This window comes from Mesorhizobium sp. M6A.T.Cr.TU.016.01.1.1 (genome assembly GCF_003952585.1).
Taxonomy (GTDB): Bacteria; Pseudomonadota; Alphaproteobacteria; order Rhizobiales; family Rhizobiaceae; genus Mesorhizobium; species Mesorhizobium mediterraneum.
The window spans coordinates 1,536,717-1,555,944 of sequence record NZ_CP034452.1; the positions used below are offsets into that span (position 1 = coordinate 1,536,717).

18 protein-coding genes, 1 tRNA gene and 1 pseudogene are annotated in these 19,228 nt (G+C 63.5%); 12 read left to right on the top strand and 8 right to left on the bottom strand.

Going from position 1 to position 19,228, the window contains the following annotated elements; genetic code table 11:
* Positions 1-45: 45 nt before the first annotated feature.
* The 4 genes from murJ (at position 46) to EJ075_RS07125 (ending at position 4,266) form a co-directional block, all read left to right on the top strand.
* Entirely contained in the window at positions 46-1,650 is a 1,605-nt protein-coding gene (gene murJ / locus EJ075_RS07110; protein ID WP_126103866.1) for a murein biosynthesis integral membrane protein MurJ, read from the top strand.
* Between the two features lie 117 nt (positions 1,651-1,767).
* Positions 1,768-2,835, top strand: coding sequence for a tryptophan--tRNA ligase (trpS, locus tag EJ075_RS07115; RefSeq protein ID WP_126103867.1), 1,068 nt, complete (start codon positions 1,768-1,770; stop codon positions 2,833-2,835).
* Between the two features lie 91 nt (positions 2,836-2,926).
* Positions 2,927-3,418, top strand: coding sequence for a universal stress protein (locus tag EJ075_RS07120; protein WP_126103868.1), 492 nt, complete (start codon positions 2,927-2,929; stop codon positions 3,416-3,418).
* Positions 3,419-3,696: 278 nt separating this feature from the next.
* On the top strand, positions 3,697-4,266 hold the full coding sequence (locus EJ075_RS07125; protein WP_095483050.1) for a NifU family protein: 570 nt from the start codon (positions 3,697-3,699) through the stop codon (positions 4,264-4,266).
* A gap of 101 nt (positions 4,267-4,367) precedes the next feature.
* Here EJ075_RS07125 and EJ075_RS07130 read toward each other — a convergent pair whose 3' ends face one another.
* Positions 4,368-4,985 (bottom strand): L,D-transpeptidase, encoded by a 618-nt coding sequence (locus tag EJ075_RS07130; RefSeq protein WP_126103869.1) that lies wholly within the window; start codon positions 4,983-4,985, stop codon positions 4,368-4,370.
* Between the two features lie 225 nt (positions 4,986-5,210).
* On the opposite strand from EJ075_RS07130, the gene EJ075_RS07135 reads away from it, so the two are divergent.
* Positions 5,211-5,459 (top strand): MerR family DNA-binding transcriptional regulator, encoded by a 249-nt coding sequence (locus tag EJ075_RS07135; RefSeq protein WP_126103870.1) that lies wholly within the window; start codon positions 5,211-5,213, stop codon positions 5,457-5,459.
* Between the two features lie 44 nt (positions 5,460-5,503).
* On the opposite strand, the gene EJ075_RS07140 is transcribed toward EJ075_RS07135, so the two are convergent.
* Positions 5,504-5,830, bottom strand: coding sequence for a GYD domain-containing protein (locus EJ075_RS07140; RefSeq protein ID WP_095483041.1), 327 nt, complete (start codon positions 5,828-5,830; stop codon positions 5,504-5,506).
* 152 nt (positions 5,831-5,982) lie between these two features.
* Here EJ075_RS07140 and EJ075_RS07145 point away from each other — a divergent pair, with 152 nt between their 5' ends.
* From EJ075_RS07145 to EJ075_RS07155, 3 genes are all read left to right on the top strand, one after another.
* On the top strand, positions 5,983-6,282 hold the full coding sequence (locus tag EJ075_RS07145; protein WP_126103871.1) for a DUF1330 domain-containing protein: 300 nt from the start codon (positions 5,983-5,985) through the stop codon (positions 6,280-6,282).
* A gap of 96 nt (positions 6,283-6,378) precedes the next feature.
* A tRNA-Cys gene (locus EJ075_RS07150) sits at positions 6,379-6,452 on the top strand.
* Between the two features lie 122 nt (positions 6,453-6,574).
* Positions 6,575-7,075: an MmcB family DNA repair protein gene (locus EJ075_RS07155; RefSeq protein WP_126107264.1), complete on the top strand. Its 501-nt coding sequence runs from the start codon at positions 6,575-6,577 to the stop codon at positions 7,073-7,075.
* Here EJ075_RS07155 and EJ075_RS33460 read toward each other — a convergent pair.
* The 6 genes and pseudogenes from EJ075_RS33460 to EJ075_RS07185 form a co-directional block, all read right to left on the bottom strand.
* Positions 7,075-7,437, bottom strand: a pseudogene (locus EJ075_RS33460) (helix-turn-helix domain-containing protein); the annotation flags it as partial. The gene EJ075_RS07155 and the pseudogene EJ075_RS33460 sit on opposite strands and share 1 nt — an antisense overlap.
* A gap of 280 nt (positions 7,438-7,717) precedes the next feature.
* Complete coding sequence (nhaA, locus tag EJ075_RS07165; RefSeq protein WP_126103872.1) at positions 7,718-8,914, bottom strand: Na+/H+ antiporter NhaA; 1,197 nt, start codon at positions 8,912-8,914, stop codon at positions 7,718-7,720.
* A gap of 171 nt (positions 8,915-9,085) precedes the next feature.
* Positions 9,086-9,649: an ActR/PrrA/RegA family redox response regulator transcription factor gene (locus EJ075_RS07170; protein ID WP_082982096.1), complete on the bottom strand. Its 564-nt coding sequence runs from the start codon at positions 9,647-9,649 to the stop codon at positions 9,086-9,088.
* Positions 9,650-9,713: 64 nt separating this feature from the next.
* Positions 9,714-11,039 (bottom strand): ActS/PrrB/RegB family redox-sensitive histidine kinase, encoded by a 1,326-nt coding sequence (locus tag EJ075_RS07175; RefSeq protein ID WP_164547051.1) that lies wholly within the window; start codon positions 11,037-11,039, stop codon positions 9,714-9,716.
* Between the two features lie 84 nt (positions 11,040-11,123).
* Complete coding sequence (gene hrpB, locus EJ075_RS07180) at positions 11,124-13,586, bottom strand: ATP-dependent helicase HrpB (RefSeq protein WP_126103874.1); 2,463 nt, start codon at positions 13,584-13,586, stop codon at positions 11,124-11,126.
* A gap of 91 nt (positions 13,587-13,677) precedes the next feature.
* The gene (locus tag EJ075_RS07185) at positions 13,678-14,568 is read right to left on the bottom strand and encodes a DMT family transporter (protein WP_126103875.1); all 891 of its coding nucleotides are present in this window, start codon (positions 14,566-14,568) and stop codon (positions 13,678-13,680) included.
* 26 nt (positions 14,569-14,594) lie between these two features.
* Between EJ075_RS07185 and EJ075_RS07190 the strand changes: the two genes are divergently transcribed.
* From EJ075_RS07190 to EJ075_RS07205, 4 genes are all read left to right on the top strand, one after another.
* On the top strand, positions 14,595-15,284 hold the full coding sequence (locus EJ075_RS07190) for a PIG-L deacetylase family protein (RefSeq protein ID WP_126103876.1): 690 nt from the start codon (positions 14,595-14,597) through the stop codon (positions 15,282-15,284).
* Between the two features lie 242 nt (positions 15,285-15,526).
* Positions 15,527-16,858, top strand: coding sequence for an extracellular solute-binding protein (locus EJ075_RS07195; protein WP_095484293.1), 1,332 nt, complete (start codon positions 15,527-15,529; stop codon positions 16,856-16,858).
* Between the two features lie 231 nt (positions 16,859-17,089).
* The gene (locus EJ075_RS07200; RefSeq protein ID WP_126107265.1) at positions 17,090-18,037 is read left to right on the top strand and encodes a sugar ABC transporter permease; all 948 of its coding nucleotides are present in this window, start codon (positions 17,090-17,092) and stop codon (positions 18,035-18,037) included.
* Positions 18,034-18,984 carry a carbohydrate ABC transporter permease gene (locus EJ075_RS07205; RefSeq protein WP_095484294.1) on the top strand — a complete coding sequence of 317 codons (951 nt, stop codon included), beginning with the start codon at positions 18,034-18,036 and terminating at the stop codon, positions 18,982-18,984. The genes EJ075_RS07200 and EJ075_RS07205 overlap by 4 nt, the downstream gene beginning before the upstream one ends.
* The last annotated feature ends 244 nt before the right edge of the window (positions 18,985-19,228 follow it).

Here is a 19,228-nt window from a genome sequence, read left to right on the forward strand (position 1 = left end):
CGCCGGCCTCGATTTTTCCCCATCACGCAGGCAATCTCCGCACAAATGAGCCTTGTCAAGAAATTCGCGACGGTCGCTTCCGGCACGCTGATGAGCCGCGCTCTCGGCTTCGCCCGCGAGATGCTGATGGCGGCCGCACTCGGCACCGGACCGATCGCCGACGCCTTCAACGCCGCGTTCCAGTTCCCCAACACCTTTCGCCGGCTGTTTGCCGAAGGCGCCTTCAACGCTGCCTTCGTGCCGCTCTTCGCCAAGGAGATCGAGACCCACGGCACCGATGGCGCCAAGCGCTTCTCCGAAGAGGTGTTCGGCGTGCTGTTCACAGCGCTGCTGGCGCTGACCATCGCCATGGAACTGGCGATGCCGCTGATCGTGCGCTACCTGGTGGCGCCGGGCTTTGCCGACACGCCGGGAAAGTTCGAGATGACGGTCGGGCTTGCGACCATCATGTTTCCCTACCTGATCTGCATGTCGCTCGGCGCCATGATGGCCGGCATGCTGAATTCGCTGCGCCGCTATTTCGCCGCCGCGGTGGCGCCGGTGTTCCTCAACATCATCCTGATCGGCGTGCTTGCCTATGCCTGGCACAAGGGATCGGACGCGCGCACCGTCGGCTTCGCGCTGGCCTGGGGCGTGCTGGCGGCTGGACTGGTGCAACTGGCGATCGTCTGGGTGGCGGTGCGCCATGCCGGCATCTCGATAGGCTTTCGCCGGCCAAGGATGACGCCCAACGTCAAGCGGCTGCTGATCCTGGCGCTGCCGGCGGCGATCACCGGCGGCATCACCCAGATCAACCAGCTGATCGGCACGGCGATCGCGTCGGCGCAGGACAGCGCGGTGTCGTCGCTCGCTTATGCCGATCGCATCTACCAACTGCCGCTCGGCGTCGTCGGCATCGCCGTCGCCATCGTGCTCCTGCCCGAACTGTCGCGGGCGCTGAAGTCCGGCAATCTGATCGAAGCGGCCAATCTGCAGAACCGGTCGGTGGAGTTCACCTTGTTTCTGACCTTGCCGGCGGCGGCGGCCCTGCTGGTCATGTCCGAGCCGATCGTGGGGCTGGTCTACGAACGCGGCGCCTTTGCCGCCAACAACTCGACGCCGATCGTGGCGGCGATCCTGGCGATCTTCGGCCTGGGCTTGCCGGCCTTCGTGCTGATCAAGGCGTTCACCCCAGGCTATTTCGCCCGCGAGGACACGCGCACGCCGATGATCTTCGCCGCCATCTCGGTGGCGGTGAACGTCACCACCGCGCTGACGCTGTTTCCGTCGATGGGCGCGCCGGGCATCGCGGTTGCTTCGGCCGTCGCCGGCTGGGTCAACGCGCTGATGCTGCTCGGCGTGCTGATCCGGCGCGGCCATTGGGGCCGCGACGTGCCGCTCATGAGACGTATCCCACGGCTGGTGCTGTCAGCGGCGGTGATGGGGGCGGCACTCTATTTTGCCGAGCACTGGTTTGCCGCCAGGCTTGCCTCGGGCTCACCGCTGATCATCAAGGCTACGACGCTTCTTGCGCTGGTAGCCGGCGGGGCATTGCTTTATTTCGTCACCGCCTTCGCCACCGGCGGCGCCGATTTCGGCATGATCCGGCGCAATATCAGGCGAGGAGCGGCGAAGGCAACGCCTGTCCCAAAATCCGAACTGGACGAATAATCCGCAGACTCTGAGCGCGGCGCCGGCCTTGATCGGATCGTCGCCTTCGTCCATAAGCGCGCCGTCGAAAGACTTTCGCCGCGCGCGAAACGGCCCTCCACAAGCCATGAGGACATCATGACCGCCTTCAAACCGCTCGTCTTTTCCGGCGTCCAGCCGACCGGCAATCTGCACCTCGGCAACTATCTCGGCGCCATCAAGAAATTCGTCGCCTTGCAGGACACCTCCGATTGCATCTATTGCGTCGTCGACCTGCATTCGCTGACCGCGCAGCTCGTGCATGAGGATCTAGCGGATCAAACGCGTGCGATCACCGCGGCGTTTCTCGCCTCCGGCATCGACCCGAAAAAGCACATCGTCTTCAACCAGTCGCGGGTCATGCAGCACGCCGAGCTCGCCTGGATTTTCAACTGCGTGGCCCGCATCGGCTGGATGAACCGCATGACGCAGTTCAAGGACAAGGCCGGCAAGGACCGCGAGAACGCCTCGCTTGGGCTGCTTGCCTATCCGAGCCTGATGGCGGCCGACATCCTCGTCTATCGTGCCACCCATGTGCCGGTCGGCGATGACCAGAAGCAGCATCTGGAGCTGACACGCGACATCGCGCAAAAATTCAACAACGACTTTTCGGACCGCATCGCCGGCCTTGGCGTCGGCATCGAGATGAAGGTCGGCGAGGAGACGGTGAACGGCTATTTCCCGCTGACCGAGCCGATCATCGGCGGACCGGCGGCGCGCATCATGTCGCTGCGCGACGGCTCGAAGAAGATGTCGAAGTCGGATCCGTCGGACCTGTCGCGCATCAATCTGACCGACGATGCCGACACCATCTCGAAGAAGATCCGCAAGGCCAAGACCGACCCCGAGGCGTTGCCCGGGGAATTGGGCGGCCTTGCCGGCCGGCCCGAAGCCGAAAACCTCGTCGGCATCTATGCAGGTCTTGCCGAGATATCGAAGGAGGCGGTGCTGAAAGAGTTCGGCGGCCAGCAGTTTTCGGTGTTCAAGCCGGCATTGGCCGACCTTGCCGTGGAGAAGCTGGCACCGGTCGCGGATGAAATGCGCCGCATTTCCGATGACCGCGCCTATGTCGACGCGGTGCTCAGGGATGGCGGCGAGCGCGCCGGACTATTGGCCGAGGCGACGATGAAGACCGTGCGCGACATCATCGGCCTGCTGCAAAGCTGATCTGCGCCTAACATCGCTACATCCGCCGGTCGCTTGCGGCCGGGCTGTGGCGGTGGCAGATTGCGAACCGAAACCGTCGAACAGGGTGAATATGGTCTCCAAACGCCTCAGCCGCGAAGCCGGCCATCGCCGCAAGTTCCTGGCGATCATCGACGATACGCCCGAATGCGAGCGGGCCGTCGTCTACGCCTCGAAGCGCGCGCAGAGCACCAACGGCGTGCTGGTGCTGCTCTATGTGATCGAGCCGGACGATTTCCAGCATTGGCTGGGTGTTGAGAAGATCATGCGCGAGGAGGCTATGGCGACGGCTCGCGCGGCCCTCGACAGCTATGCCAACAAGGTGCGCCAGAAGCTCGGCATCGAGCCGGAACTGGTGGTGCGCGAAGGCAAGCCGACGGAAGAGATCCACAAATTGATCGAAGAAGACCAGGATATCGCCATCCTCGTGCTGGCGGCCGGCGCCGGCAAAGAGGGGCCGGGGCCGCTGGTCGGCGCGGTCGCCGGCAAGGGCGCCGCCTTCCCCATCCCGGTGACGGTGGTGCCGCAGAACCTGTCTGACGAAGAAATCGACAGCCTGGCCTGAGGTGTGCTGATATTCAGGTGAGGTCGGCCTGCAAACGGCGGCTTCCTGCGCTTCCGGTGCTCACGTACCAAAAGTACGCTCCGCTCCGGTTCTCGGAAACCATCATTTTCGGCTCGCCCTGGCCTGAATCTCAACACACCTCAAACCATGTTGCAGAAGACCGCAAAAACATTCTCCCAGCCAGCCGTTCTAGCGATGGCTTTCGCTTGAATGTCCCGCCGAGAAGGCCTATTTAGAATTATTCCAAACTGTCTGCCCGAATGGGCACGGAGACGTCCATGTTCATCCAGACCGAATCGACGCCAAATCCGGCGACATTGAAATTCCTGCCCGGCAAGGAAGTGCTCGTCGAAGGCACCGCCGATTTCCGTGATGCCGACAGCGCCGCCTCAGCTTCGCCGCTGGCCGGCCGGCTGTTCGAGATCCCAGGCGTCACCGGCGTCTTCTTCGGCTATGATTTCGTCACCGTGACCAAGGACGGTCCCGACTGGCAGCATCTGAAGCCGGCGATCCTCGGCGCCATCATGGAACACTTCATGTCCGGCGCGCCGGTGATGGCCAAGGCCGGTCCCGCCGCCGAGACCAGCCAGACCGGCGAATTCTACGACAAGGCCGACGAGGAATTGGTCATCACGATCAAGGAACTGCTCGACACGCGGGTGCGCCCGGCCGTCGCCCAGGACGGTGGCGACATCACCTTCCGCGGCTTCGAGAACGGCACCGTGTTCCTGCACATGAAGGGCGCCTGCGCCGGCTGCCCGTCGTCGACGGCGACGCTCAAGCACGGCATCCAGAACCTGCTCCGGCATTTTGTGCCCGAGGTTCAGCAGGTCGAACAGGTCTCTTAAGGACTCCATTCGCCTTCTCGCGACAACAAAAAACCGGGCCGAATTGCCCGGTTTTCTGTTTTGGGACGTCAGTTGTTGCCTAGACGGTCCGCGTATGAGTTCTAAAGAACGATAACCTTGGCGCCGACGGAGGTGCGGTCGTAAAGGTCGATGATGTCCTGGTTCATCAGGCGGATGCAGCCCGACGACATCGCTTTGCCGATCGAGTTCCATTCCGGGCTGCCATGCAGGCGGTAGCCCGAATCGCCGCCTTTGTTGAACAGATACAGGGCGCGCGCACCGAGTGGGTTCGTCAATCCCGGCTCCATGCCGCCGGCAAACTTGGCGAGCTCCGGCTGGCGCTTGATCATCGCCGAAGGAGGCGTCCAGGTTGGCCATTCGCGCTTCACCGCGATGCGGGCGGTGCCGCGCCATTCAAAACCCTCGCGGCCGACGCCGATGCCGTAACGCATCGCCTCGCCGCCACCCATGACGTAATAGAGAAACTTGTTCTGCGTATCGACGACGATGGTGCCCGGCTTTTCATCGGTGTCGTAGCTCACCACCTGCCGGCGGTACTTGAACGGCACCTTTTCGATCGGAATGCGCGGCAGTTGATAGCCCGCATCGGTCATCGGGCCATAGTTGCTGGTGAAGATCTGCGAGCCGATGGTGCTGCAACCAGCGATAGCCGTCGACAGCGCAAGTGCGGCGACGATTGCGAATGACTTCATGCGCATGAAAAGGTCCGATGCCCCGCCCGAAATAGAGCGGCTCGAGACGGCCGCTTTGTCACCATCATTCATGCTGGCATTTGCTTTGCTTGCCAAGCGCGCGATGCCTATATGCAGGGGCTTACGCGCCGGTAAGTGCGTAACTGTGGCTTTTCGGCAACGGCCTTCGCTAGATTGTGAAGGAAATTCAATGGGGCGGCTCGCCGGACCGCCGAAGGTCGAGGAACTGTCATGAATGTCGGAGATGCCGTCCGCCGTTCCGGCCTGCCGGCCAAGACCATCCGCTACTATGAGGAGATCGGCCTGATCCGTCCTGCGCGCGCCGGCAACGGCTACCGCGACTATTGCGGCGACGACATCCACCGGCTGACTTTTCTGCGCCGCTCCTGCCACGGCGACGACCGGCCGCACTGCCGTACCCTGGATGATATTGCCGGGGCTGCGCTGGCTGGAGATAAAATCGCTTCCGCGGCGGCATGAGCGACCAGCCTCCGGCACTCCGCGAGGCCGCGAACGGGCGGCCCTTACGACCCCGGCGGGCGATACCGGATCGACTTTGCCTTCCCAAGCGCTTGCATCGTCTCCTCGACGCTTAGGAGGACGGTGGTCTCATGCGAGCTGAGCGCCCCGCCCGCACCGATAGCCAGCATGACGGATGCCATCGAGACATTGTCTGGAGCCTCCCACAGATTCCAGCCATCGTGCTCTCCGAAGGCGTACCAGAACCCGTGTAGTTTTCCGCCCACCGATTCGATGTAGGAACGGGCCGCCTCGCGGCGATCCTCGGGGTTTTCGATCAAGCGCGCCCAGGTTTCGGGCGTATAGCTGAATTTCGTAAGATACATCGGCATGGTTCGTCTCCTCCCAGAGCTGCCCCCAACGAATGTAGTAAAGCGCCCGATACAGGGAGAAGGCGAGTCGTTTCCGAGGCGTAGTACCGTTGGCTTAGTTGCAGGACGGCTAATGGACCTGCTTCATGGCCTTTTCTTCAGGGAGTGAGGCAATGGCAGCCTATCTTATTGCTGATGTAGACATAACCGACGCCGCCGTTTTCGAGGAATACCGCCGGGATGTACCAGCAACCGAAGCGCGCTATGGAGGAAGGTACATCGCTCGCGGCGGAGCCACCAAAGTGCTGGAAGGCGATTGGGAACCTCATCGCCTGGTCATTGTCGAGTTCCCGGACATGGCCTCCCTCATGGCATGGTACGACTCTCCAGAATACAGCCGGCTCAAAGCTATCCGCGAACGCTGCGCAAGGACGAGGATCATTGCGCTGGAGGGCATGCCGCCCGCCGGTTAGAAGGCCGGGCTGCCAACCGGATAATCGCCCTAGGAAAGGCCATCCGGGCGTCGGCAGGTTGACTAACCGCTGATGGATTAGGCATAGAGGCAACAAGGTCTGAGGGCGGGACGGTGACGCATCGGTCTGCAAAACCGACGTAGTGGGTTCAATTCCCACTCAGACCTCCAGCCAGCCCACTGGCGCTGATTTGTTCCGCTGTAATCGATTGTTTCCCGTTGGGTTTGTCAGCCAGATAATCGCCTGAAGAAAGCGGGTTCAAACCGTGAACAGAATCTGGCATGGTGCTGCCATGCCAATCATCTCGCCTGTCCCCCTCAACCCGCTCATCGACGGCCGCCAGTCGGAGCGCGCGATGCTCGTGCGGCGCGGCGTGCAGCGGCTGCTTAAGGAAATGGGCGCGCATGTGCTGCCCGAACTGTCGCTGGCGACCGGGCGCCGCGCCGACCTCGTCGCGCTGACCCGCGAGGGCGACATCTGGATCATCGAGATCAAATCCTCGATCGAGGATTTCAGGGTCGACCGCAAATGGCCGGACTACCGGCTGCACTCCGACCGCTTCTTCTTCGCCACCCATCCCGGCGTGCCCTCGGAAATCTTTCCGCAGGAATGCGGTTTTATCCTTTCCGACGGCTACGGCGCCGAAATCCTGCGCGATGCGCCCGAGCACCGCATGGCGGCGGCGACGCGCAAGGCGCTGATGCTGAGGATCGCACGGGCCGGTGCTTCACGGCTGCTCGCGGCGGAACTCGCTGGTGTTTCGGTGCCGGCGCTGGAGGGGGAGAGCGAGTAGACAAGCCCGTGCCGCGCAAGGATCGCGCCAGCCGTCGAGGCCGACGGCCACAGCAGCTCGGGAGCGGTGCGCTTGAGCCGCGCCATGATCTTCTTCGGACCCCACAGCGGATGCGTTTCCTTTGCCGCAACGATCCGCTCCACCAGATCCAAAGCCGTTGCCCGGCCATGATTGAGCGGCGCCCGCGGCAGATCATGCAAACCTTCCGGGCCGAACTCCCGGTAACGACCCAGCCATTTGTAGCCGGTCTTGCGCGACACGCCGAAGTCTCCACACAGCTGCGTCATCGTCTCCTCGCCTGCCAGGCACTCCACAACAAACCGAAGCCGCTCGTCCATGATGCCAGTCTCTCGCCAAACCATCGCCGGTCCTCCCGGCGGACAAGAAAACTGTCACCCATGCAATCGGTCCATTCTGTTACCTATCTATCCGGTTCGGACACCGGCATCTTCTCCCCGTACAGTGACGGGGAGAAGGGGCTGGCCGCAACCTCGGCAGATTTTCAGCAACGCTTGAGATTGGCGAAACCCTGTGCGAAGGCGTCTTTCTCTCCCTCTCTATACGGGGAGAAATGCCCGGCAGGGCAATGAGGGGCGGCGCGACGTTTGTCGGCTGCTTCCAAACGGCGCCAATCCACCAACTCTATTCTTCTTCCTCGTCTGCCCCATTCGCAGCCGGCGCCACCAGTAGCACGGCGGCGCCGAGGATCGCGGCGATGAAGGATCCGGCCAGGATGCCGACCTTGACCGCGTCCTGCAGCTCGACGTTGTTGGCGAAAGCGAGCAGGCCGATGAACAGGCTCATGGTGAAGCCGATGCCGCAGAGCAGCGAAATGCCAACCATGTGCAGCCAGCCGGCATTGACAGGCAGGTCGGCGAAGCCGAGCCGGATGGCAAGCGCGGAAGAGCCGAACACGCCGACCAGCTTGCCGGCGACGAGGCCGGCGGCGACGCCCAGCGTCAGCGGCTCGACCAGAGCGGCTGGGCTCAGGCCGGCCAACGAGACGCCGGCATTGGCAAAGCCGAAGATCGGGATGACGACGAAGGGCACGATGTTGTGCAGCCCGTGTTCGAGCCGGTGCAGCGGCGAATGGTCGAGATCATGGCTGATGCCTGGGGTGACCTTCAGGGGTATGGTCAGGGCCAGCGCCACGCCGGCGAGCGTGGCATGGACGCCTGACTTCAGCACCAGCACCCAAAGAACGGCACCAAGCACGAGATAGGGCACCAGCGTCAGCACGCGCATGCGGTTGAGCGCGATGAGCAGAGCGATGACCGCGAAAGCGGCGCCGAGATAGGCGAGCGACAGGCCGCTCGTGTAGAACACGGCGATGATGACGACCGCGCCGAGATCATCGATGATGGCGAGCGCGGTGAGGAATACCTTCAGCGATCCCGGCACGCGGCTGCCGAGCAGCGACAGCACGCCGAGCGCAAATGCGATGTCGGTAGCGGTCGGGATCGCCCAGCCGGAAAGAGCGGCTGGGTTGTCGAGGTTGATAGCGACGTAGACAAGTGCCGGCACCAGCATGCCGCCGGCGGCGGCGACGCCGGGCAGGACGCGCCGCGGCCACGTCGAGAGCTGTCCGTCCAGCATCTCGCGTTTGATCTCCAGGCCGACCAGCAGGAAGAACACGGCCATCAGGCCGTCATTGATCCAGTGCGATACGCTGAGCGGTCCCAGATAGGCGTGAAGGGCGTCGAAATAAGTTTCGGCCAGCGGCGAATTGGCGACGATCAGCGCCAGGGCGGCGGCCACCATCAGGATGATGCCGCCGGCCGCCTCGCTATCGAGGAATTCGCGGAAAATGGAGACCGGCCGCTGCTTCTGGTCCTGCATGTCGCCTCTCATGTTCCCGGTCGGACGGAATCACTTCGCAGGATGATGCGCAAGCCCCGGCAATGAGGCAAGCAGCCTGTCAGTCAGCTCGTTCGAGCATCGGATTCCCCCAAAACCGGTTCCCACCCTCGGGTCAAGCCCGTGGGCATGCTTTTGGGTTCCGATGCTCCGTCAGCGCGGGGCGCGCTTGGCGAGTATCCGCTGCAGCGTGCGTCGGTGCATGTTGAGCCGGCGCGCGGTCTCGGAGACGTTGCGGTCGCACATTTCGTAGACGCGCTGGATGTGCTCCCAGCGCACGCGGTCAGCCGACATCGGGTTTTCAGGCGGTGCGGCGCGTTCGCCAGCGGTGCGGGTAAGGGCGGCGAAAATGTCGTCGGCATCGGCCGGCTTCGACAGATAGTCGATGGCTCCCAGCTTCACCGCCGTCACCGCGGTGGCGATGTTGCCGTAGCCGGTGAGGATGATGGCGCGGGCGTCGTCGCGCTTCTCGCGGATGGCGGCGACGACATCGAGGCCATTGCCGTCGGCGAGCCGCATGTCGACCACCGCATAGGCGGGCGGGTTGGCGCGCGCCTTGGCCACCGCCTCCTCGACGCTCTCGGCCGTCTCGACCACGAAACCCCTGGTTTCCATGGCGCGGGCAAGCCGCGTGAGGAATGGCTTGTCGTCGTCGACGATCAACAGCGAGGTGTCCTCGCCTTCAACCATTGCGCCAATCGTTTCGTCGCCATTCATCGTCTTCTAAATTCCTGCTGCCTGATTTTTACGCAAATATAGTTTTGGAGCGCTATTGTCCAATTCAAGCCGTGTCAAACATGGTGGCCGAAGCCGATTCAGGATTGAGGAAAACGCTGCGTGGCCACGATATCTGCACGATGGCGCCCTCACCCGGCTCGTTTGAATTGCGGAAATCAAGCGTGGCCCCCGAGCGTTCCAGCAAGGTCTTGGCTATGAAAAGCCCCAGGCCCAGGCCGCCGCCGGCCTCGGTGCCCTGGCGTGTCGACATATAGGGCTCGCCGATGCGGTCGATGATTTCAGGAGGGAACCCCGGCCCGTCGTCGGTGATCGAGAAGGTAACGGCGACCTCGTTCCAGCTCCAGCGCACGGTGACGGCCTTGCGGGCAAAGTCGACGGCGTTCTCGACCAGATTGCCGAGGCCGTAGATGACGCCGGGATTGCGCCGCCCTACCGGTTCGGGGCCGATGCGCTCGCCGGGGCGAAGTTTGATCGAGATGCCGAAATCACGGTGCGGCGCCGTCATCTCCTCGACCAGCGAGGTCAGCGGCAGACGGGAAAGATGCGCCTCGCCCTCAGACGAGAGGCTGGTGAGGCGTTTGAGGATTTCGCGGCAACGCTCGCTCTGTGAGCGCAGCAGCGTCACGTCCTCGCCGTATTTCGGATCGTTGCGGAGCGCCTTCTCCATCTCCTTGGCGACAAGGGTGATGGTGGCAAGCGGCGTGCCCAGCTCATGCGCAGCGGCGGCGGCAAGGCCGTCCAGCGCCGACAGGTGCTGCTCGCGCTGCAGCACCAGCTCGGTGGCGGCAAGCGCGTTGGCGAGCAGGCGAGCCTCCTCGGCAACGCGGAAGGCGTAGATCGCGGTGAAGGCGATCGAGGAAAACACCGCCATCCATATGCCGGCGACATAGATGAACGGCATCTCCAGCGGCGCGCCCTCGTACCAGGGCAGCGGCAGATGGAAGAAGACCAGCAAGGTCGCCGCAACCATCACCAGCGCGCCGAGGATGGCCGTCAGGCGCAGCGGCAGCGACGTCGCCGAGATGACCACGGGCACGGTCACCAGCACCGAAAACGGATTGGTGAGGCCGCCGGTCATGTAGAGCAGGCCGGCAAGCTGCAGGCTGTCGATGGTCAGGATGGCAAAGGCCGGCAGCGGCGTCAGCCGATGCGCTGCCGGATAGCGGAAGGTCAGCAACAGGTTCATCCAGGCAGAGCAGGCGATCAGCGCGAAGCAGAGGCTGACAGGCAGCGGGAACTTCAGCCCGTAGGCGACGACGAGCACCGTCAGGCTCTGGCCGACGATGGCGAGCCAGCGCAGCCTGATCAGCGTGTTGAGACGCAGCCGCTGGCTTTGCTGGAAGTCGGGCGCCTGCAGGATATTTATCATGACCAAGGATTATAGCCGGGAAAGGAGAAGCGGTAGATGTTTCTGTCTTCTTGTTGACCATGATCGGATCACGGTCGGGATGCATCAGCTGCCACGCGGTTTGGCGCGGCTGGTGGCGGTGGCGAGAAGCGGGTTCTCCGGCCAGACGTGCCGGGGGTAGCGGCCACGCATGTCGACCCGCACATCGGCCCAGGAACCGCGCCAGAAGCCGGGCAGGTCACGCGTCGTCTGGATCGGCCGGTGCGCCGGTGATAAAAGCTCGAGCGTCAGCGGCACGGTGCCATTGGCAATCGAAGGGTGGCGGTCGAGCCCGAACAGCTCCTGCACACGAATTGCCAGCACCGGCCATTCGCCGTCATAGCGGATGGGCACGCGACTGCCTGACGGCGCGTCGAAATGGGTCGGCGCCAGCGCCTCGATCCTGCGCTGGAGATCGTGCGGCACCAATGCCATGAGGCCGGCCGAAAGCACGCCAGGGTGGATCGCGGCAAAGGACGCCGCGCCGGAAAGGAACGGCAGCAGCCAGTTATCGAGGCTTTCGATGAGCGCGGCGTCGGAAACATCGGGCCAGGGCGCGCCGAGGCCGCGATGCAGCCAGCCGAGCCGTTGGCGCAGCGTTTCCGCTTCTTTGCCCCACGGCAAAAGCGCCAGCCCGTGTTGGCGCAAGGCGTCAAGGATCGCGTGATCCGCCTCAGTGCCGGCCGGCGCCGGCAGCATGCGTTCGGACAGAGTGATGGCACCGAGGCGAACGGTTTCGCGCACGCGCACCGCGCGCCTGTCGCGGTCGAAGCTCGTTTCCCCGCGGGTCTCGATCTTGTCGGCAAGCGAAGCGCGAATGTCGGTCTCATCTATCGCCGCTGCTGCCGTGATGCGGGCATTTTGCGCCTTGCCCTGCAGGTCAGCGACGACGAGCCAGGTTTCGCCCGCCAGGGGATCAGCGGTGTCGAGCATGGCGCCCGAACCGTTGGCCAGCACGAAACGGCCGCGCTCGCCGCGCGCCCTGGCGACGCGGTCTGGCCAGGCATGGATGAGGAAGGCGCCGGCGGAAGCCTGCTCATTGTTTCTCCCGCCACCGGCCTGCCTCGCCAGCCGCTCTGCAAGCTGCCGCGCCGATGTGGCGCGCGGCGATCTTTCGGATCGGAACCGCATCAGCCGGCGTTCGAGGTCGGCGCCGTCGCCGCCAAGGCCGCGCTCGGTGAGCAGCACGGCGAGCATGGCCGCCTCGAACGCCTGGCCGGTCTTCGCCGCCTCGGCGACCATGTGAGCGAGCCGCACCGGTAGCGCCAGCCTGCGCATCGCAGCACCCGCTTCCGTCAGGCGCCCTGCCTCGTCAATGGCATCGAGCGCACGAAGCAGCGACCTTGCCTCGTTGAGCGCCGGGGCCGGCGGCGGATCGAGGAACGAAAGGCTCGTTGGATCGGCGACACTGAAGGCGGCGCAATCGAGCAGAAGTCCGGAAAGATCGGCCTCGATGATCTCCGGCGGGGTGAACGCGGGAAGTGCCGCCGTCTGCTCGGCTCGCCACAGCCGGATGGCGACGCCCGGTTGCGTGCGTCCGGCGCGGCCGGCGCGCTGGTCGGCGGAGGCTCTGCTGACACGCACCGTCTCCAGCCGCGTCAGGCCGCTGGCCGGCTCGTAGCGCGGCAGCCGCGACAGACCGGAATCGATGACGACGCGCACACCGTCGATGGTGATCGAGGTTTCGGCGATCGACGTTGCCAGCACCACCTTGCGGCGGCCGGATGGCGCCGGCTTGATGGCCGCGTCCTGGGCCTTGCCGTCGAGCATGCCGTAGAGCGGCACGATGTCGGTGTCGGCGCTGACGCGGCCCTGCAGCCGCTCGGCGGTGCGCTCGATCTCGCGCTGGCCAGGCAGGAAGGCGAGCACGCTGCCGCTCTCCTCGGCAAGGGCCGCGCGGATCGCCTTGGCCATGGCGTCTTCGATGGCGATCCCGGCCGGCCGATCGTCGTAGCGCACGTCGACGGGAAAGGCGCGGCCTTCGCTCTCGATCAGCGGGGCGCCGGAAAGCAGCCGAGCGACACGCGCGCCGTCGAGCGTCGCCGACATCACCAGCAACCGCAGATCGGGCCTCAGCGCACCTTGCACATCGAGCGCCAGCGCCAGACCGAAATCGCCGTCGAGCGAGCGCTCGTGGAATTCGTCGAAGAACACCGCCGAGACACCGGGCAGTTCCGGATCGTCGAGGATCATGCGGGACAGCACGCCTTCGGTCACGACAAGAATTCTCGTCCTTGCCGAGGTCCGGTTCTCCATGCGCATGGCATAGCCGACCGTCTCGCCGGGCTCCTCGCCGAGCAGTTCGGCCATGCGGCGGGCAGCGGCGCGGGCAGCGAGCCGGCGCGGCTCGAGCAGAATGATCTTGCCCGTGCCGAGCCATGCTGCATCGAGCAGCGCCAGCGGCACCAGCGTCGTCTTGCCGGCGCCGGGCGGCGCCACCAGCACGGCGCTGTTGCCATGGCCAAGCGCCTCGCTGAGCGCCGGCAGCACGGCGGAGACCGGGAGTTCCGGCAAGGGCTTTCTGGTCATCGTCCCACGGACGTACTCATCCAATCGCGGCGGATCCGCAGCGCCCGCATATCAGCGGTGACGGTCGCCGCGCAACCGAGAGCGGGCCAACTCAAAGCCGGGTCCGCGAAAATGGGTTCCAGCGCACCGTGCCCAACCTCGCCTCCTCGCGCACCATCGTCAAAAGGCCGGAGCCACCGACGATGGCGAGACCGACAAGCGACAGAAAATCGGGATATTCCTGGAAGAACAGCGCGCCCAGGATCACCGCCCAGACGATCTGCGAATAATGCGTCGGCGCGATCCGGTTGGCTGGCGCGTATTTCATGGCCATAAGCTGAAGCAATTGTCCGCAAGACGTGAACGCACCCGACAGCACCAGCCAGGTCAGCTGCCTTGCGTCCGGAAGCGTGAATGACGTGGCCGCGGCACCGATGCCGTTGAAGAACAGGCCGTAGCCAATCAGCACGCCGAGCATCGTCGTGCGCTTTTCCCCAGCCGCGAGCGAGCGCATCAGGATGATGCTGGCGGCGGCAAGGAAAGCAACGCCGAACGCAGCGAGGTGACCGAGATGCATCTCGCGAAAGCCCGGCCGCACGACCAGCATGACGCCGGCAAAGCCGGCGACCACCGCCAGCCATCGCCAAGGGCCGACCTTCTCCTTGAGGATGAGGGTGGAAAGGATGGTGACGCAGAGCGGCGCCAGGAAAATCAGCGCATAGGCTTCCGCCAGCGGGATGGTGGTGAAGGCATAGACGCTGAGCACGCCGGACGCGATGCCGGCCCAGGCGCGGGCCTGAACCGCCCAAGGCCGCTTCGTGCGCCAGAAATCCCGCAAGCGTTCGCCGTTCGGCCGGGTGAAGAGAAGAAAGAAGCCGGCAAACAATGTCGAGAAGAACCCGATCTCGAACACCGTGAACTGCCCACCCAGGCTTTTGACAACGGCATCGTTGAATGAATAGCTTGCATAGGCGATCAGGGCGAGCAGAATTCCGTTCGTCACGTGTTTCCAGTTCCAGGGAGAGCAGGGTGAAGATACTGGCGCTCGGTGCGCATCCGGACGACATCGAGATTTTCATGTTCGGTACGATGGCAGCCTATGCCGCGCAAGGCGCAGAACTGGTTTTTGCGATAGCCACGGACGGCGCCAGGGGTGGGAGGGGCGATCCGGGACCGCTCGCCCGCGCCCGCCGCGAGGAAGCGGCTGTGGCGGCGGACCTGCTTGGCGCAACACCGCACTTCCTCGATTTTCCGGACGGCGCGCTGGTTGCCGACGCCGCGCTGATCGCGGCACTGAAGACGCTGATCGGCGACGTGAAGCCGGACCTGGCGATCACCCATGCGCCGAACGACTATCATGGCGACCACCGTGCGCTGTCGGACAGCGTGCGGATCGCGGCGTCTTTCGCAGTGCCGGTGCTGCATGCCGACACGCTCGGCGGCACCGGTTTTTCGCCGACGCATTATGTCGATATATCAGGGCATTTCGATCTCAAGACGATGGCGATCCGGGCGCATCAGTCGCAGGATCCCGAACGTTTCGTCGACGCGGCGCGCACGCAGAACGCCTTTCGCGCCGGCCAGTGCAATGGCGCAGCCGGTTCCTTCGCCGAAGCCTTTCGCTTCGAGCCGGTCTTCCCGTTCGCCGACATACGCGCCCTGCTGCCGCCGGCCCCGGCGATCCGGCCGGTGACGGTGAGCACCAGAACGGTCAAATGAGCCGGTGCCCGGCGCGCCAAACAACCCGACAGAAGCCGCCTTTCCCGAACCAGCGCCCGGAGCCGACGCGTCATGCTGCGGTGCAGCGACGAATTCGCTTGCCTTGTTTAGTAAAAATTGCATCACTAAACAAATTACTAAACATCCGGCGCTCAACCCGTCATAGTGTTTAGGCCCCTGAGGAGGGGGGTTGAGGTTTTTGAGACCGTCATCCGGGCGCGTTTCGCAAATGGGAGGAAGGCATGAAATCGACCTTGAAACTGACGTTGGGACTGACCTCGGCGATGTTTGCGTCGACAGCCGTTTCGAACGTCGCGCATGCGGAAGATCTGACGCTTTGCTGGGCAGCCTGGGACCCGGCGAACGCTCTTGTGGAACTGTCCAAGGATTTCACTAAGGAATCCGGCATCGGCATGAAATTCGAATTCGTGCCGTGGACCAACTATGCCGACCGCTTCCTCAACGAATTGAATTCCAAGGGCAAGCTGTGCGACCTGATCATCGGCGATAGCCAGTGGATCGGCGGCTCCGCCGAGAATGGCCATTACGTCAAGCTGAACGACTTCTTCGACAAGGAGAAGATCAGCATGGACGACTTCGTGCCGGCCACGGTCGTCGGCTATTCGGAATGGCCGAAGAACACGCCGAACTACTGGGCGCTGCCTGCCATGGGTGACGTCGTCGGCTGGACCTATCGCAAGGACTGGTTCTCCAAGCCGGAACTGCAGAAGGAATTCAAGGAGAAATACGGCTGGGATCTCGCCGCGCCGACGACGTTCGACCAGTTGAAGCAGATCGCCGAGTTCTTCCAGAAGCGCGAGATCGACGGCAAGACCGTGTATGGCGCATCGATCTATACCGAGCGCGGCTCCGAAGGCATCACCATGGGCGCCATGGACGTGCTCTACAGCTTCGGCTTCAAATACGAGAACCCCGACAAGCCCTACGAGATGGACGGCTTCGTCAACTCCGAGAAATCGGTGAAGGGTCTGGAGTTCTACAAGGCGCTCTACGACTGCTGCACGCCTCCCGGGGCTTCGAACAGCTACATGGGCGAAGGCGTCGATGCCTTCAAATCCGGCCAGGTGGCGATGCACATGAACTTCGCCTTTACCTGGCCAGGCCTGCAGAAGGACGAGAATGTCGGCGGCGACAAGATTGGCTATTTCGCCAATCCCAAAGGTCCCGACGGCGACCAGTTCGCCCAGCTCGGCGGCCAGGGCATCTCGGTGGTTTCCTATTCCGACAAGCAGGAAGCCGCGCTCAAATACATCAAGTGGTTCGCCAACAAGGACGTGCAGGCCAAATGGTGGTCGCTCGGCGGCTATTCCTGCCTCAACGCGGTCGTGAAAGACCCGAGCTTTCCGGCCAGCCAGCCTTATGCGCAGACCTTCCTCGACTCGATGGCCATCGTGAAGGACTTCTGGGCTGAGCCGAGCTATGCGCCGCTGCTGCAGGCGTCGCAGAAGCGCTTCCACGACTATGTCGTAGCCGGCCAGGGTTCGGCGAAGGACGCGCTGGACGGCCTGGTCAAGGACTGGACCGAGGTCTTCCAAGACGACGGCAAGATGTAATCGGCGAGAGACCGGCTCCTCCCGAGCCACGACCCCAGAGCCGGATGATTTCGGGTCGAAGACCCGAAATCATCCGGCCCCGGACCAAGAGCGAGTGAGCATGATGTCGTCCGAAAACCGCTTAACACTTTTCGGCATCATGTTCTGGTCCCGTGCCGCCCTTGGCACGGGACACAGTTCAGATAAATTCCAATGTCGAGACGACTTGAAGTGACCGAAGCGGGACTGACCATGCTCAATCGGACTGCGGACAGCGTTGCCCGGGCCACGCCTGAGCCGTTGGCCCGCAAGGTCCGGGGCATCAGCGACAAGGGCCTCGCCTGGCTGTTCATCTCGCCGACGATCCTGTTGCTGCTCGCCATCAACATCTTTCCGCTGTTCTGGGCGATCTATCTTTCCTTCACCAATTACCGCGCCAATCGCCCCAACGAGGTGGTGAAGAATGTCGGCCTTGCCAACTACAAGCGCATCCTCGGCGACCAGGACATCTGGATCGCCATGCAGACGACGGCGCATTTCGTGTTCTGGACCATCCTGCTGCAGACGCTGATCGGTTTCACGCTGGCCTGGCTGATCGACCGGAAGTTTCGCGGCCACGCCTTCTGGACGACCATCATTCTGGTGCCGATGATGCTGTCGCCGGCAGTGGTCGGCAATTTCTGGCGCTTCCTCTACGAGCCGCAGATCGGCCTGTTCGCCTATGCCGTCTCGTTCGTCACCGGCATTCCGGCAACGGAGATCGGCATGCTCTCCAACGTCTCGCTGGCACCGTGGTCGATCGTCATCGTCGACACCTGGATGTGGACGCCGTACGTGATGCTGATCTGCCTCGCCGGGCTGCGCTCGATCCCCGAATATATCTATGAGGCGGCCGAGGTCGACCGTGCCTCCAACTGGCGGCAGTTCTGGTCGATCACGCTGCCGATGGCGCTGCCCTTCATCATGCTGGCGGTGCTGTTCCGCGGCATCGAGAACTTCAAGATGTTCGACATGGTCAACCTGCTCACCGGCGGCGGACCCGGCTCGACCACCGAAGTCGCCTCAATCACGCTGAAGCGGCAGGCCTTCGAAAGCTGGCGGACGGGCTATTCCTCGGCCTTCGCCATCATCCTCTTCGTCGCGGTGTTCGGGCTGGCCAATATCTACGTCAAGGCGCTCAACAAGGTGAAGCAGAGATGAGCCTGACGTCAGCCCATTCGGTCGTCGCACCCTCGGCCACGTCGAAGCGCGTCGCCGGCACGATCATCGTGCTTTACGCGCTGATCTCGATCGTGCCGCTGCTGTGGATCTTCGCCACCAGCTTCAAGACGCCGCCGGATTCGATTGCGTATCCGCCGAAGATCCTGTTCCAGCCTAGCCTCGAAGGCTACTGCAATCTGTTCACGACGCGCACAAGGCAGACGCCGGAATATATCAACTCGCTTGGACCGGCGACCGGCTTCTGCGACGAGACCACGCGCAAGCGCAACATGGTGATCGCCGGCCCGTCTAACTTCATGCCGCGCTTCGTCAATTCGCTGATCATCGCCTTCGGCTCGACTTTTTGCGCGGTGTTCCTCGGCACGTTGTCGGCCTATGGCTTCTCGCGCTTCAAGGTGCCGCTGGCCGACGACCTTCTCTTCTTCATCCTGTCGACGCGGATGATGCCGCCGATCGCGGTCGCCATTCCCATATATCTGATGTATCGCGAGCTTGGCCTGTCGGACACCGCGCTCGGCATGATCCTGCTCTATACGGCGGTCAATGTGTCGCTTGCCGTGTGGCTGCTGAAAGGCTTCATCGACGAGATCCCGCGCGAGTACGAAGAAGCGGCGATGATCGACGGTTATACGCGGCTGCAGGCCTTCTGGCGCACCGTGCTGCCGCAGGCGACCACCGGTATTGCCGCGACCGCCATCTTCTGCCTGATCTTTGCCTGGAACGAATATGCGTTCGCCGCTCTGCTGACTTCGGGCACGGCGCAGACCGCGCCGCCCTTCATCCCGACCATCATTGGCGAAGGCGGCCAGGACTGGCCGGCGGTCGCTGCAGGCACGACGATCTTCCTGGTGCCGATCCTGGTGTTCACCATCCTGCTTCGCAAGCAATTGCTGCGTGGCATCACCTTCGGCGCGGTGCGCAAATGATTGATGTGGGAATAAGAAACCGACGGTGCCACCGTTTCCCTTCTCCTTGTCCACGGCTACGGGATCGACACATTTGCGAACGCTTACCGTTTAGCGATAGCGTGTATGACAAGCAGGCACATACATCTTCTCCCGCCGCGCCAGGTCGACCCCCACTCCGTCGAGCTTCGCTCGACACCTCTCCCCCGATCGACGGGGTAGAGGAAGGGTGCGAACTTAATTCAGCCAGACTCCCTTCCTCTCC

Excerpts from the sequence above, each read along its gene's own strand:
- murJ (WP_126103866.1), top strand. The coding sequence starts at position 46 with ATGAGCCTTGTCAAGAAATTCGCGACGGTCGCTTCCGGCACGCTGATG.
- trpS (WP_126103867.1), top strand. The coding sequence starts at position 1,768 with ATGACCGCCTTCAAACCGCTCGTCTTTTCCGGCGTCCAGCCGACCGGC.
- EJ075_RS07120 (WP_126103868.1), top strand. The coding sequence starts at position 2,927 with ATGGTCTCCAAACGCCTCAGCCGCGAAGCCGGCCATCGCCGCAAGTTC.
- EJ075_RS07125 (WP_095483050.1), top strand. The coding sequence starts at position 3,697 with ATGTTCATCCAGACCGAATCGACGCCAAATCCGGCGACATTGAAATTC.
- EJ075_RS07130 (WP_126103869.1), bottom strand. The coding sequence starts at position 4,985 with ATGCGCATGAAGTCATTCGCAATCGTCGCCGCACTTGCGCTGTCGACG.
- EJ075_RS07135 (WP_126103870.1), top strand. The coding sequence starts at position 5,211 with ATGAATGTCGGAGATGCCGTCCGCCGTTCCGGCCTGCCGGCCAAGACC.
- EJ075_RS07140 (WP_095483041.1), bottom strand. The coding sequence starts at position 5,830 with ATGCCGATGTATCTTACGAAATTCAGCTATACGCCCGAAACCTGGGCG.
- EJ075_RS07145 (WP_126103871.1), top strand. The coding sequence starts at position 5,983 with ATGGCAGCCTATCTTATTGCTGATGTAGACATAACCGACGCCGCCGTT.
- EJ075_RS07155 (WP_126107264.1), top strand. The coding sequence starts at position 6,575 with ATGCCAATCATCTCGCCTGTCCCCCTCAACCCGCTCATCGACGGCCGC.
- nhaA (WP_126103872.1), bottom strand. The coding sequence starts at position 8,914 with ATGCAGGACCAGAAGCAGCGGCCGGTCTCCATTTTCCGCGAATTCCTC.
- EJ075_RS07170 (WP_082982096.1), bottom strand. The coding sequence starts at position 9,649 with ATGAATGGCGACGAAACGATTGGCGCAATGGTTGAAGGCGAGGACACC.
- EJ075_RS07175 (WP_164547051.1), bottom strand. The coding sequence starts at position 11,039 with ATGATAAATATCCTGCAGGCGCCCGACTTCCAGCAAAGCCAGCGGCTG.
- hrpB (WP_126103874.1), bottom strand. The coding sequence starts at position 13,586 with ATGACCAGAAAGCCCTTGCCGGAACTCCCGGTCTCCGCCGTGCTGCCG.
- EJ075_RS07195 (WP_095484293.1), top strand. The coding sequence starts at position 15,527 with ATGAAATCGACCTTGAAACTGACGTTGGGACTGACCTCGGCGATGTTT.
- EJ075_RS07200 (WP_126107265.1), top strand. The coding sequence starts at position 17,090 with ATGCTCAATCGGACTGCGGACAGCGTTGCCCGGGCCACGCCTGAGCCG.
- EJ075_RS07205 (WP_095484294.1), top strand. The coding sequence starts at position 18,034 with ATGAGCCTGACGTCAGCCCATTCGGTCGTCGCACCCTCGGCCACGTCG.